This is a genomic window from Streptacidiphilus sp. ASG 303, from assembly GCF_020991365.1.
Taxonomy (GTDB): domain Bacteria; phylum Actinomycetota; class Actinomycetes; order Streptomycetales; family Streptomycetaceae; genus Peterkaempfera.
This window is the reverse complement of record NZ_JAJLRA010000004.1, coordinates 365,975-378,400: the sequence shown is the minus strand read 5'-3', so window position 1 is coordinate 378,400 and position 12,426 is coordinate 365,975. Positions and strand designations below refer to the sequence as shown.

Annotated in this window: 12 protein-coding genes and 1 tRNA gene; 3 read left to right on the top strand and 10 right to left on the bottom strand. The window is 77.2% G+C overall.

Features of this window, described 5'->3' with window-relative positions:
- Positions 1–70: 70 nt before the first annotated feature.
- Positions 71–700 carry an NADPH-dependent F420 reductase gene (locus LO771_RS08580; protein WP_230649375.1) on the bottom strand — a complete coding sequence of 210 codons (630 nt, stop codon included), beginning with the start codon at positions 698–700 and terminating at the stop codon, positions 71–73.
- 254 nt (positions 701–954) lie between these two features.
- Between LO771_RS08580 and LO771_RS08575 the strand changes: the two genes are divergently transcribed.
- The 3 genes from LO771_RS08575 to LO771_RS08565 all read left to right on the top strand — a co-directional run bounded on the left by LO771_RS08575 (position 955) and on the right by LO771_RS08565 (position 2,332).
- Positions 955–1,182, top strand: coding sequence for a dodecin (locus LO771_RS08575; protein ID WP_230649374.1), 228 nt, complete (start codon positions 955–957; stop codon positions 1,180–1,182).
- A gap of 115 nt (positions 1,183–1,297) precedes the next feature.
- Positions 1,298–1,663 (top strand): hypothetical protein, encoded by a 366-nt coding sequence (locus tag LO771_RS08570; protein WP_230649372.1) that lies wholly within the window; start codon positions 1,298–1,300, stop codon positions 1,661–1,663.
- A gap of 9 nt (positions 1,664–1,672) precedes the next feature.
- Positions 1,673–2,332 (top strand): pentapeptide repeat-containing protein, encoded by a 660-nt coding sequence (locus LO771_RS08565; RefSeq protein ID WP_230649370.1) that lies wholly within the window; start codon positions 1,673–1,675, stop codon positions 2,330–2,332.
- Positions 2,333–2,422: 90 nt separating this feature from the next.
- Here the strand turns inward: LO771_RS08565 and LO771_RS08560 are convergent, their stop codons facing one another.
- The 9 genes from LO771_RS08560 to LO771_RS08520 form a co-directional block, all read right to left on the bottom strand.
- Complete coding sequence (locus LO771_RS08560; protein WP_374228102.1) at positions 2,423–4,255, bottom strand: coagulation factor 5/8 type domain-containing protein; 1,833 nt, start codon at positions 4,253–4,255, stop codon at positions 2,423–2,425.
- A gap of 295 nt (positions 4,256–4,550) precedes the next feature.
- On the bottom strand, positions 4,551–4,964 hold the full coding sequence (locus LO771_RS08555) for a PIN domain-containing protein (RefSeq protein ID WP_230649368.1): 414 nt from the start codon (positions 4,962–4,964) through the stop codon (positions 4,551–4,553).
- The gene (locus LO771_RS08550; protein ID WP_230649366.1) at positions 4,961–5,224 is read right to left on the bottom strand and encodes a CopG family transcriptional regulator; all 264 of its coding nucleotides are present in this window, start codon (positions 5,222–5,224) and stop codon (positions 4,961–4,963) included. The genes LO771_RS08555 and LO771_RS08550 overlap by 4 nt, the downstream gene beginning before the upstream one ends.
- Before the next feature lie 193 nt (positions 5,225–5,417).
- The gene (locus tag LO771_RS08545) at positions 5,418–6,149 is read right to left on the bottom strand and encodes an HAD family hydrolase (protein WP_230649364.1); all 732 of its coding nucleotides are present in this window, start codon (positions 6,147–6,149) and stop codon (positions 5,418–5,420) included.
- A 408-nt stretch (positions 6,150–6,557) separates the two neighbouring features.
- Positions 6,558–6,631: transfer RNA gene (locus tag LO771_RS08540), tRNA-Thr, on the bottom strand.
- A 119-nt stretch (positions 6,632–6,750) separates the two neighbouring features.
- Positions 6,751–7,557 (bottom strand): LysE family transporter, encoded by an 807-nt coding sequence (locus LO771_RS08535; protein ID WP_230649362.1) that lies wholly within the window; start codon positions 7,555–7,557, stop codon positions 6,751–6,753.
- Positions 7,558–7,831: 274 nt separating this feature from the next.
- Complete coding sequence (locus LO771_RS08530) at positions 7,832–9,457, bottom strand: alpha/beta hydrolase (protein WP_230649360.1); 1,626 nt, start codon at positions 9,455–9,457, stop codon at positions 7,832–7,834.
- 181 nt (positions 9,458–9,638) lie between these two features.
- Positions 9,639–10,760 (bottom strand): hypothetical protein, encoded by a 1,122-nt coding sequence (locus LO771_RS08525; RefSeq protein ID WP_230649358.1) that lies wholly within the window; start codon positions 10,758–10,760, stop codon positions 9,639–9,641.
- Between the two features lie 294 nt (positions 10,761–11,054).
- Positions 11,055–12,269 carry a DNA polymerase III subunit delta' gene (locus LO771_RS08520; protein WP_230649356.1) on the bottom strand — a complete coding sequence of 405 codons (1,215 nt, stop codon included), beginning with the start codon at positions 12,267–12,269 and terminating at the stop codon, positions 11,055–11,057.
- Between the last annotated feature and the right edge of the window lie 157 nt (positions 12,270–12,426).

Sequence of the window (12,426 nt, the reverse complement as noted above, 5' to 3'; positions counted from 1 at the left end):
TCCGCCCCCACGGCCCGGTCCGCCCCCACGGCCCGGTCCGCCCGCACGGGCCGGGCCGCGCCGGTCCCGGTCAGACCGCGTGCAGCAGGGCGCTGACCTCACGGGCGGTCAGCTCGGCCCCGTAGAGCCTGCTGCCGGGCTGGTGCCTGCGGCCGCCGCGCCCCAGGTAGCCGGCGTCGACCGGGTCGAAGCCGATGTCCCGGATCAGGCCCGCCACCACGGCCTTGGCCTCCTCGTCGCCGCCCGAGACCGGGATGGCCAGCCGCTCGGGGTCGCCCTTGGGGCGGCCGCGGTCGCGCAGGTTCTGCCAGTGGATGGCGTTGAACGCCTTGACCACGTCGGCGCCGCCCAGGTGGTCGCGGATCTTCTCGCTGGAGGTGGTGGCGTCGGAGTCGAGGTCGGGGTCCTGCCCGTCCCGCTCCGGGTAGTAGTTGCAGGTGTCGACCACGATCCTGCCCTCGTAGCCGGTGGCGGGCAGCTCCCGGTACCGCCCGTACGGGACGGACACCACGACCACCTCGCCGAACGCGACCGCCTCGGCCGGGGTGACCGCACGCGCACCGGCGCCGAGCTCCCGGACGAGGTCCTGGAGGGTCTCGGGGCCGCGTGAGTTGCTGACCGCGACCTCGTGCCCGATCCGGGCGAAGTGCTGGGCGAGCGTGGCCCCGATGTGTCCGGCTCCGATGATCCCGATGCGCATGTGCGGTCCTCTCCCTGCTCGGCCTGCTCGGCGCCCCGGCGGCAAGCCGTGCCCGGACGGGCGGCGGCGGAAACCTCCGCCCGTTGGCACCGCCCGACCGGCCCACCGGCCTCGCGGGCCCCGCCCGGGTGGGGCACGGTGGACGGGCCGCACCCCTGCGGGGCCGCGCCCCGGACGGGCCGTGCCCCGGGCGGGCCGTGTCCCGCGGGGCGGCGCACGACGAGTCCGCGCCCCCACGAGTCCGGGAGACCGCCATGTCCGACCACACCTACCGGGTGACCGAGATCGTCGGGTCCTCGCACGAGGGCCTGGACGCCGCCATCCGCAACGGCGTCGGCCGCGCCGCCGAGACGCTGCGCCACCTGGACTGGTTCGAGGTGGTGCAGATCCGCGGCCACCTGGAGAACGGCCGGGTCGAGCACTACCAGGTGGGCCTCAAGGTGGGCTTCCGCCTCGAGGCCGGCGACTCCGCGGGATCCTGACGGTGCGTCCCCGACGGCACGTCGGGGACGCACCGGTACGACGCGGCGGCCTCCCGCCACCGGCCCGCCCCGGCCGCTACCGTGCCTTCGGGGGACGGCCCGGTGTGGAGGCGCGATGGCTCGGCTGGTCGTGGAGGACGGCGAACTCGTCGTGCGCCTGGTCTGGTGGGAGCGGATGGCGGCCCGCCAGGGCGAGGTGCGGGTGCCCCTCGACGCGGTACGGGAGGTCGCGGTCGAACGGTTCTGGTGGCGGGCCCTGCGCGGGACGCCGCTCCGGGGGACCTGTATGCCCGGCCTGTCCTGCACGGGCACCCGGCGCCACGCGGTGGGGGTCGACTTCACGGCCGTCCGGGCCCGTCGCCCCGTGGTGCGGGTGGAGCTGGCCCGGGGGGCGCCGTTCGCCCGGCTGGCGGTCTCCGCCGACGCCCCGGAGGCGGTGTGCGGCGCCGTGCGGAGCGCCGCGGGGCTCCCCGCCGGTTAGGGTCGGCGCATGGCCACTGCCCTGCCCCGCGACCGCGCCGACCTCCCCTACGCGGCCCACCTGGAACCGGCCGACGGGCCGCTCTCCCGGGAGGGGGACTACGACACGGTCCTCTTCGAGGACGTGGAGTTCGACGGGCCCGAGGCCGGCGGGGCCCGCTTCACCGAGTGCGCCTTCGCCTCCGTCTCCTTCAACGGCGGCAGGATGCGGCGGGCCCGGTTCAACGACGTGTGGCTGCACACGGTGCGGTGGGTGGGCACCGACCTGGCGCAGTCGGGCTGGCTGGACGCCGAGGTGGTCGCCGGGATGCTGGCGGGCCTGGAGGTGTACGACGCGGAGCTGCGCCGGGTGTCCTTCCACCACTGCAAGTTCGACTCGGTCAACCTGCGGGGCGCCGTCCTGCGCGACGTGGTGTTCCACGACTGCGTGCTGCGCGACGTGGACTTCGCGGGTGCCTCGCTGACCGGGGCCGCCTTCCCCGGGTCCGTCCTGGAGGGCGTGCGGTTCGACCGGGCGCGGCTGAGCCGGGTGGACCTGCGGGGGGCGGCGGCGCTGGGCATCGCGGGCGGGCTCGACGGGCTGCGGGGGGCGACGGTCAGCAGTGCGCAGCTGGTGGAGCTGGCGCCCCTGCTGGCCGACACCCTCGGCATCGCCGTGCGGGACCGCTGAGGCCGACCGGCGGGAGGCCCGGCGGGCTGCGGCGTCCGGCGGGACGTCCGGCGCCCGCGGGCGGGGAGGCCCCGCCCGCGGGCGCACCGGTCAGGGGTAGGAGACCACGTTGCTCGGCCGCGTGTCGGCGCCCTGCGCCGGGCCGCCGGTGTCGTTGACCACGTGGTCGATGACGCCGACGCCGCCGAGCGAGACGGTGAGGACGTCGTGCAGCCTGACGCCGGGCCGGTCCGGCACCTCGAAGCCGCGGGCCGCGTGGACCGTCGGGTCGACGTTGAAGTAGCAGTAGCTGCCCAGGCCCCAGGCCTCGTGCCGCTTCACGGAGTCGGCCACCTTGTAGGCGGCGTACCCCTTGACGCCGTCGTGCGACCAGGCGGCCTGGTTCGGCGGGTCGTACGGCATCTCGTTCTGGAAGAAGACGGTGCGGCCGCGCTCGCCGTTCCAGACCAGCTGGTACTTCTGGTAGTGCTCGACGAAGAGTCCGTACGCGGTGACGTCGTCCCCGTTGACCACCACCCCGGTGTCGGCGGTGTTGACGTCCCAGCCGACGCCCGTGCCGTGGTCGGCGCGCCAGGCCCAGACGTGGTCCAGCAGCACGTCGTCGCTGTTCACCACCAGGCTGGTGGTGGCACGGCCGGGGCCCGCGCCGCCGACGCGGAAGTAGACGTCCTGGACGGTCGTCGGGTCGGCCGGGTCGCTGTGGCGGGAGTGCCGGGTGCCGACCTGCAGGAGGACCGGCGAGGTGACCGGTCCGGCGTCGAAGAGCAGCCCGGAGAGCTTGACGCCCGCCGTGTCGGCGACCTTCATCGGCACGACGCCGTGCTCGGGCACGAGCGTCGGGTACCCGAGGCCGAGGACCACGGTGCCGGACCGCCGGACCTCGAGGGAGCGGTCCAGGTGGTAGATGCCCGGCGTGAGGACGAGGTCCCTGCCGCGGGCCAGCTCGGCGTTGATCCGGGCGGCCGGGTCGGTCGGCTTGGCGATGAAGAACCGGTCGATGGGCAGGGACGAGCCGGCGGGGGCCCCGCCCGTCCAGGACGGGCCCGAGGAGTCGCGGCGCACGGCCGGCACGAAGACCCGGTAGCGGTCCTGGGAGTCCACGTACAGGAACGGCTTCTCCCGGCTGACCGGGGAGGTGTCCAGGGTGGTGTAGGGCGGGGGGTCGTAGGGGGTGGTGGAGAAGGACTGCGGCGGGGCGCCCTGGACGCCGGAGAAGACCTGGTTCCAGACGCCGTTGGACCACCCGCCGACGGAGCTCCCGCGGGTCAGCCACTGCTGCTGCGAGGCGTTGACGACGGTGCCGTCCACCTTCGAGTCGGCCAGGTAGCCGCCGCTGGCGTACCCGCCCTGCCGGGGGAAGAGGAAGAGGCCGCCGCGGACGTGCACCCGCCGCAGCGGGGCGGCCTGCGACACCGCCCACCAGTCGATGCCGTCGGTGGGGGTGACGGAGAGGTTCTCGGCGGAGCGCCAGAAGTTCTCCAGCGCGCTGTAGCTCCCGTCGGGCTGCCGCTGCCCCTCGACGCGGACCTCGCCGGTGACGTCCACGTCGTCGGGCGACATGCCGAGGCCGTAGACGGAGGTGTAGTAGCCGAGCTGGGCGTCCACGTCGTAGTGGCCGGGCTTGAAGAGGAACGCGTGCCGGCCCGGGCCGAACTGGTCGGACTCCTGCGTCCTCAGCACCCCGTCCAGCGCGGCCTGGATGTCCGCCTTCGGGGTGCCGGGGTCGAGGACCGTCACGTTGGGGCCGAAGTCGGGCTGCCCCCCGGGGCGGTGGTGCGCGGGCGCGGGCGCCGCTCCGGCGGGCGCGGCGAGCGCCACCGTGACGGCGGTGGCCGCCGCGGCGGCGGCCAGGCGGCGGGCGGTCCGGAGGGCCGGTCCTCCACGGCATCTTCTGAGAGCGCTCTCACCACGGTCGTGCAGCACGGGCGGTACCTGCCTTTTCAGGGTGGAAGGGCCCTCGGGGGCCGGTCGACCCGGGTCGCGCAGCGCGCGGCTCCTCCGGATCCACCGCGTGCGTTTCTACACGCCGGGGAAGAAAGGGGTCAATGCCTGCGGCAGGAGAGCGCTCTCCGGCCCTGGTGGGAGTGCGCCCTGCGGCGACGGGCGGGCATCCCGGGCCCCGCAGCCGGCGACGACCGGCGGGACATCCGCGGTCCCGCGGGACCGCCGCGCCCGGCGGGCGCACGACGCCCCCGCCCCGGGCAGGGGACCGCCGGCATCAGACCTTGACGACCGCGAGGCGGCTGCCGCACAGGGCGGCGAGGTCGTCGGGGTCCGACGTGAGGATCGTGACCGGCCCGGGGGCAGCGAGGGCGGTGGCGGACAGCATCGCGTCGACGGCGTGCTTGTGCCCGTGCAGTCCGGCGTCGGCAAGGAGGGCGGCCGCGTGACGGGCGATCGACTCGGTGACCGGTTCGACCACGAGACGGGACAGCGTCCACTCGAGGGCGGGCCGGTTGATGCGGGGATGGACGGCCTCCACCAGGGTGGCCGCGCTGGTGACCACCCGGAGGTCGTCCGCCAGCGCCGTCGCCAGCCACGCGGTCACCTCGCGGTCCCGGAGCACCGCCTTGGCCAGCCCATCGCTGTCCAGGACGAGGGTGCCGGCGGGCACGGCGGCACCGCGGGTCACGCCGCGTCCACCCCGGAACCGCGCCGCTCCCCGTGGGCGCGCCGCAGGAGGTCGCGCTTCTGCTGGACCTCCTCGGACGTGATCGGGCCGTGCTCGGCCTCCGCCACGGCGATGAGCTCGCCGAGGTTGTCACGCTCGATCTGGCGGGCGACCGCTGCGGCGACGTACGCGGAGAGACCGGACGGGCCGCTCCGGGCACGGGCGGCCTCGGCGATGTCCCGGGGCATGGTGATCGAGTACTTCCGGGTGGGCTCGCTCATACCCCTTATGCTACCGCCGATGCCACCCCCGCGGCGGAGGGGCTTCCGGTGCACCGGCCGTCGGAAGCACCGTCCACCGCCCCCCGCACTCCGCCTCCTCCGGCCGTCCGCGAGGGCGGAGGCCTCGTCCGGTGCCGCGGGCGGTCCGCCGGGTCGACCCGGGCCGCTCACCCACGACGGCCGTGAGGGACGGTCAGGTGTTCGTGCCCGGCAGGCGGCCGGGGAGGTCGGTGAGCCGTTCGATGCGGAGGACCGCACCGTCCGCCGTCGGCGACGGTCCGCCGGTGGCGAAGTCGACACCGCGGTCCAGCCAGATGCCGGTGAGCCCGGCGCGGGCGGCTGCGTTCACGTCGCTCTCCAGCATGTCGCCCACGTTGACCGCCTGCGCGGGGTCCGTCCGCATCAGCCGGCAGGCGGCGGCGTAGGCGGCGGGCTTGGCCGCGCCGAGCTCGGTCGGGGTCAGGACGCCCTCGAAGTACCCGAGGAGGCCGAAGCGGGCGAGCTTGGCTCGCTGCTGCCCGGGGTCCCCGTTGGTGAGGACGGCCAGCCGCGGCCCCCGGGGAAGCCGTCCCAGGGCTTCCAGGCACGGCTGGACGTCGGGGTAGCACCGCCAGGACTCCTCGAACACGGGGAGGTAGCGCTCGGCGATCCAGGCGTCCAGGAGGCCGGGGCTCTCGGGGACCGGCTCGCCGAGCATCGGCAGGAAGGAGCGGAGCCTGCGCCGGTGGTGCTCGGCGAAGGAGCACCGGCCGGCCAGGTACTCCCGCATGTGGCGCGCCTCCAGCGCCCACCACGACGCCACCAGCTCCTCCGGCGGGGCCGTCGCGTTCGGCGCGGCCCGGACGATCCGGCCGATCGCCTCCAGGACCGCGCTCCGATGGTCGACCAGGGTGCCGTCCAGGTCGAAGAAGACCACGTCTGCCACGGGGGGATCATTCCGTGGTGCCCGTCCCTGACGCCAGACGGCAGGTGCCGCGATCCTCTTTTCGGGACGGCCGTCCCAGGTGGTCACGGCAGGGCGGACGCCGTCCGGTGCGGCCGCCGGTACCGGGCCGCTTCGACCACGGCCGAGGGCCGCACGCAGGTCCCGGGACGGCCGGACCGTCACGGAGGTCCCCGGGTGCCGCCGGCTCCGCACGGCCCGGCGCCGCGTCGACGCGGCAACGCCCCTCATGCGGGAGGCGGTGCGCCGGACGGGGACGGCCCTCCGGCCGCACACGGGACCACGCCCGGGACCGGCACCGCGGGGGTGGCGCACGCCCGGCGCCGCCGACGCGCGAGGTGAAGCAGAAAGGCCCGGGACACCACTGGTGTCCCGGGCCTTTCCCAGCTGAGCCGCCTAAGGGAATCGAACCCTTGACCTACGCATTACGAGTGCGTCGCTCTGGCCAACTGAGCTAAGGCGGCAGTGCCGACGGGAACACCGCGGGTGGTCCGTGCATCGGCAACGCGGGACAGTCTACACAGTTCCGCGGGTGCTTCCGGTGCGGGGCGCGGCGGGTCCGCCGCGCCCCGCACCGGCGGGGTCAGACGCCGGAGGAGGCCAGGAGCTTCAGGGCGAAGCCGCCGAACAGGACGGCGACGCCGCCCGTCAGCCCCGCCGACAGGCGGCGGCGCCGGCGGAACGCGTTCGCGAGGGCGGTGCCCGCGAGGATCAGCGCGGACAGGTAGAGGACGCTGAAGGTCTGCAGGATGCCGCCCAGCAGCGCGAAGGAGAGGACCGGCCTGCCGTAGGAGGGGTCCACGAACTGGGTGAAGAAGCTCAGCAGGAAGAGGATCGCCTTGGGGTTGAGCAGGCTGACCACCAGCGCCCGCCGGAACGGCCGCTCCCGGCGCTCCTCCATGCCGCCCGCGGCGGTCGCGGGCGCCTCCGCGGGGCCGTCGGCGGGCGCCGGGCGGTCCCGGGCGGCGCGGCCCGCCAGGGGGATGTACGAGCGCAGCGCCGCGAGGGCGGCGGCGAGGGTGCGCCGGGCGGGGCCGGGGGTCCCGGGCGCCGCGGCGGTGGTGTCGGGGGCTGCGTCGGCGCGGTGCTCGCGCCAGAGGGCGCGGGCCGAGCGGAGCATGTTGGCGCCGATCCAGACCAGGTAGGCCGCGCCGCCGTACCGGACGACGTCGAAGAGCGCGGGGTTCGCCTCCAGGAGGGAGGCGGCGCCGGCGGCGGTGAGCGCGATCAGGGTGGTGTCGCCGAGGAAGACGCCGAACGCCGCCCGGTAGCCGGTGCGGATGCCGCGGCGGGCAGCCACCGAGAGCACGTAGAGCGAGTTGGGGCCCGGGAGCAGCACGATGACGAGTGCGCCGAGGGTGTAGGTCGCCAGGTCGGTGACTCCCAGCACGGCGGCTCCCTTCCTGGTCGGGTGTTCGGGGCGGCCAGGGAATTGTGCCATCCGGGGGCGGGGATGGGCCGGGGCCTGGGAGGAGCCGGGGCCGGGGACACCGGGCGGCCGGGGCGGGGCCGCCCGGGGGGGGCGCGGGCGGACGAAGGCGCGCGCGGGCGGGGACACCGGTCGGACGGAGGCGGCGGTACGGGCCGGGCACGGCGGGACGCCCCGGTCCGCTGCGGTGTGCGCGGGCCGGGGCGTCCGGAGGCGGCGGCGGGCGGCGCCCGGTTCAGGAGGCGCAGGTCTTGTCCTCCGGCGGCGCCTCTCCCTCCAGGAGGTAGGTGTTCACCGCGGTGTCGACGCAGTCGCTGCGGTTCCCGTACGCGGTGTGGCCGTCGCCCCGGAAGGTGACCAGCCGGCCGGACGAGAGCTGGGCGGCGAGGGAGCGGGCCCAGGCGTAGGGCGTGGCCGGGTCGCGCGTGGTGCCGACGACGACGATGGGCGGGGCGCCCGCCGCGGTGACGGTGCGGGGGCCGCCGACGGACTTGACCGGCCAGTAGGCGCAGGTCAGCGACATCCAGGCCATGGCGCGCCCGAAGTGCGGCGAGGCGCGGACGAAGGCGGGGACGGCGGCGGCGACCTGCCGCGGTCCGGGGAAGGGCGCGGACATGTCCAGGCAGTTGACCGCCATGTTGGCGTACATCAGGTTGTCGTACCCGCCGTCGCTGCGGCGCTCGTAGTACGCGTCGGCGAGGGCCATGAGCGCCTTGCCGTCACCGCGCAGGGCGTCCTTGGCCGCGGTGCGCAGCTGCGGCCAGAGGAAGTCCGCGTACATGGCCTGGATGACGCCGGTCGTGGCCAGCGCCTCGGTGAGGCGGCGGCCGCCCCCGGCTGGCAGCGGCTTGCGGTCGATCGAGCGGAGCAGGGCGTCGAGGCTGCGTCCGGCGGCCGCGGTGGTGCGGCCGAAGGGGCAGTCGGCGTGCGTGACGCAGTCGCGGGCGAAGGACGACCAGGCCGTCTCGAAGCCGGACGCCTGGCCGAGGGCGGCCCGCCGCGCGTCGAGGGAGGGGTCGAGGGCGCCGTCCAGCACCATGCGGCCGACCCGGCCCGGGAAGAGTCCGGCGTAGACGGCCCCGAGGTAGGTGCCGTACGACTTGCCGAGGTAGTGGAGCTTCGCGTCGCCGAGCAGGGCCCGCAGGACGTCCATGTCGCGGGCCGCGTCGACGGTGCCCACGTGCGGCAGGCTGCGGCCGGAGCGCTGCTCGCAGCCGGCGGCGAACTCGCGGTCCAGCCGGACCAGCGCGTCGACCTCCGCCGGGGTGTCGGGGGTGGTGTCGGCGGCGGCGTAGGCGTCCATGCGGGGGCCGGCGAGGCACTGCACGGGGCTGCTGCGGCCGACGCCGCGCGGGTCGAACCCGACCAGGTCGTAGGCGGCGCGGACCGGCGCGGCGAAGGTCCCGGCGACACCCTCCAGGTAGGAGACGGCCGAGCCGCCGGGGCCGCCGGGGTTGAGCAGCAGCGAGCCGACACGGGCGTGGCCGGCGCCGGTGGCCTTCTTCCGGGCCGCCGTGAGGGTGAGGTCCCCGGCCCCGGGGCGGGCGTAGTCCAGCGGCACCCTGAAGGTCGCGCACTCGAACGAGCCGTCGCAGGCGTGCCAGGCGAGCTTCTGCCGGTAGTACGGGAGCAGGGCGGCGGGGGTGGCGGCCGGGAGCGGCCGCAGGGCGGTCGGCGCCGCGGAACCGGGGGTGACGGAGTCCCCCGCGGTGGAGCGGGGGGCCGGGCGGCCCCCGGCGGGCGCCTGCGGGCCGCCGCCGGAGGAGCAGCCGGCGAGCAGCAGCCCGCAGGCGGCCAGCAGCGCGGCACCGCCCCGCCGTGCTCGCCACGCTGCCCGGTGCACGCTCCGTGCGCTGCTCATCGCGGTGTCCCTCCGTGTCGGCGGTGCGGCCTGCACCGAGCGTAACCGTCCGGCACGGGGCGGTACGGGTGCGCCGCCGCCCAGGGGCGTGTCGGCGGCGGCAGGGGGCGCGGGGACCGTCCGGAGGGGCCGGCGGGGCAGGTCCGCCTGCCCGGGGCAGGGGCGGGCGGGGCGGGCCCGCTCAGCGCACGCGGGGGCCCCGGGCCGGGCGGGCCTCGCCGGGCAGGGCCTCGGCCAGGTACTGCACCGCGACCCGGACCAGGCGCAGCCGCTCGCGGTCCGGCGCGAAGTCCCGGACCACCTCGGAGACGCGCACCCGCGCCCCGGCCGCCCGGCCGCCCGCGGCGTGCAGGGCGTCGCGCAGCGCGCGGGCGGCGGCCCGGCCCGCGGTGTCCCGGCGGGCGGCGGCCAGGAGCAGGCGGGGGGCCTCGGGTCCGGGACGGCCGTCGGCGGCGGTGCGGGCGAGGACGGCGGCGGCGTAGCGGCCGGTGAGGGCGGCCGCCGCGCCGTACAGGTCGGGGCGGGCGAGGCCGGCGGCCGCCGCGCAGGGGGCCCCGCCGCCGACGCCGAGCGTCTCCCAGCCGCGCGGCCCGGGGCGCAGGGTGCGGAAGCGGGCGGCGACGGCGGAGCGCAGCACGGCGTCGTCCGGCACGGCCTCGGGAGCGGCCGCGAGCAGGTCGCAGGGGTGCCCGGTACCGGGCGGCGCCTGCGGGGCGACGACCACGAACGGCACCGCGCGGTGCTGCCGCACCGCGTCGGCGAAGCCGTCGAAGAGGTACGGGGCACCGGCGTCCGCGGTGCGCCCCGGGGTGTCCGGCTGCAGGACGACCACCGGGAACCGGGTGCGGTCGTCCTCGGCGTACTGCGGGGGGAGCCAGACGTGCACGGTGCGCCGGCCGCCGTCGGCGGCGGGGAGCGTTCCCTGGAGGAGGGAGCCGCCCGCGGGGCTGCCGACGGTGGTGAAGGCGGAGGCGGAGGTGTCGGCGGGGGGTGCGGCGGGGGGCGGGCCGCCGTGCGCCCGCAGGGCGTCGCCGGGGGCCTCGGCGGCGGCGGGACCGGCCGCGGCCGTGGCTCCCCCGCCGCCTCCGCCCGCGCCGTCGGCGAGCGCGGCCAGGAGGGCGAGCGCGCAGAGCGCGGCCACCGCAGCGCCGGCGGCGTGCCGCAGCGGGCCGCGGCGGTCGGCGGGCAGGTCGTACGCCTCCCCCGCCGCCTGCTCGCGCCAGCCCGCGGCCGCGGTGCGGCCGAGCCGGACCGCGGCGGCGCCGGCGGCGAGGAGGACGAGGACGAGGACCGGACGGACCATGGGCGCAGCACCTCCGGGACGGGGTCGGCGCCCCGGGGTCCGCGTCGGCCGCGTCGGGCGCGCGGGAGACCCACCCTCCAGGACCGGCGGGCGGTCGCGGCGGACTGCTCCGGCGGGGCCGCCCGGACCACACGTACGGGTGAGGAGGGCGTGGGCCGTACGGCGGTGCGGGGGGACCGTCGGCCGGGCGCGGTGCGCGGTGCACGGTGCACGGTGCGCGGGGGCACGGTGCCCAGGGGCCCGGGGGCGCGGATGCGCGGGGGCCCGGGGCGCGGAGGTGCTGCGGGGCGGGTGTCAGCCCGCGCGGAGGGCGAGCGTCATGGCCTCGACCGCGAGGAGCGGGTCCACGTTGCGGTCGAGGGCGGTGCGGCAGGCGAGGACGGCCTCCATGCGGCGCAGGGTGGACTCCGGCGGACCGGCGGCTGCGACCCGCTGCAGGGCCGGCCGCTGGTCCTCGTTGGCCAGTTCGCCGGTGCTGCCGAGCTGGAGGGCGAGCACGTCGCGGTAGAAGCCGAGGAGTTCGCCCAGCGCCACGCCGAGGGTCTCGCGGCGGGTGCGGGTCGCGCGGCTCTTCTGCCGCTTCTCCAGCTCCTTGATCGCGCCGGCCATGCCGCGCGGGGCCCGGCCGCCCAGGCCCTCGGAGGCGCCGTAGGCGGCCTTGAGGTCGTCGGTCTCCTTGGCGTCCCTGGTCCCGGCGAGCTGCTCGGCGTCCTGCTTGGCGGTGTCGACGAGGCGCTGCGCGGCGGTGAGGCAGCCGCCGACGTCCGCGACCTCCAGGGGGATCCGCAGCACGTCGGCCCGGCGGGAGCGGACCTGCTCGTCCACCGCCAGGCGGCGGGCGCGGTCCAGGTCGCCCTGGGAGGCGCGGGCGGCCAGGTCGGCCAGTGCCGGGTCGACGCCGTCGCGCCGCACCAGCATGTCGGCGACCGCGGCCGTCGGCGGGGTGCGCAGGACCAGCAGGCGGCAGCGCGAGCGGATGGTGGGCAGGACGTCCTGCACGGAGGGCGCGCAGAGCAGCCAGACGGTGCGGGGCGAGGGCTCCTCGACGCCCTTGAGCAGGGCGTTGGCGGCCTGCTCGGTGAGGCGGTGGGCGTCGTCGAGGAGGATCGCGGACCAGCGGCCGCCGGTGGGGTAGCTGGAGGCCCGCAGGACCAGTTCGCGCATGTCGCGCACGGGGATGGAGAGGCCGTCGTTGCGGACGGTCTTCACGTCGGCGTGGCTGCCGGCGAGCACGGTGTGGCAGCCGTCGCAGAAGCCGCAGCCGGGGGTGCCGCCGAGGTCCAGGTCGGGGCTGGTGCACTGCAGGGCGGCGGCGAAGGCGCGGGCGGCGGTCGCCTGGCCCGCGCCGGGCGGTCCGGTGAAGAGCCAGGCGTGGGTCATGGCCGAACCGGAGCCGGGACCGGTCGGCGCGCCGCGGCCCGCGGCCACCACGGCGCGCGCCGCGACGGCGGCGGTGGTCAGCTGCTCGACCGCCCGCTCCTGGCCGACCAGGTCGTCCCACACGCTCACGGCGCCATCTCCACGCTTCCGCCTCTGCCGGTTCCGTGCCCCGAGCTTAGCCCGGGGGTGCGACAGGCCGTCCGGACCAGGGAGGGGAGGGGCCCGGAGCCGTCACGGCTCCGGGCCCCTCCCCTCCCTGGCCGGCGGACCCGGTCCACGGGCCGGC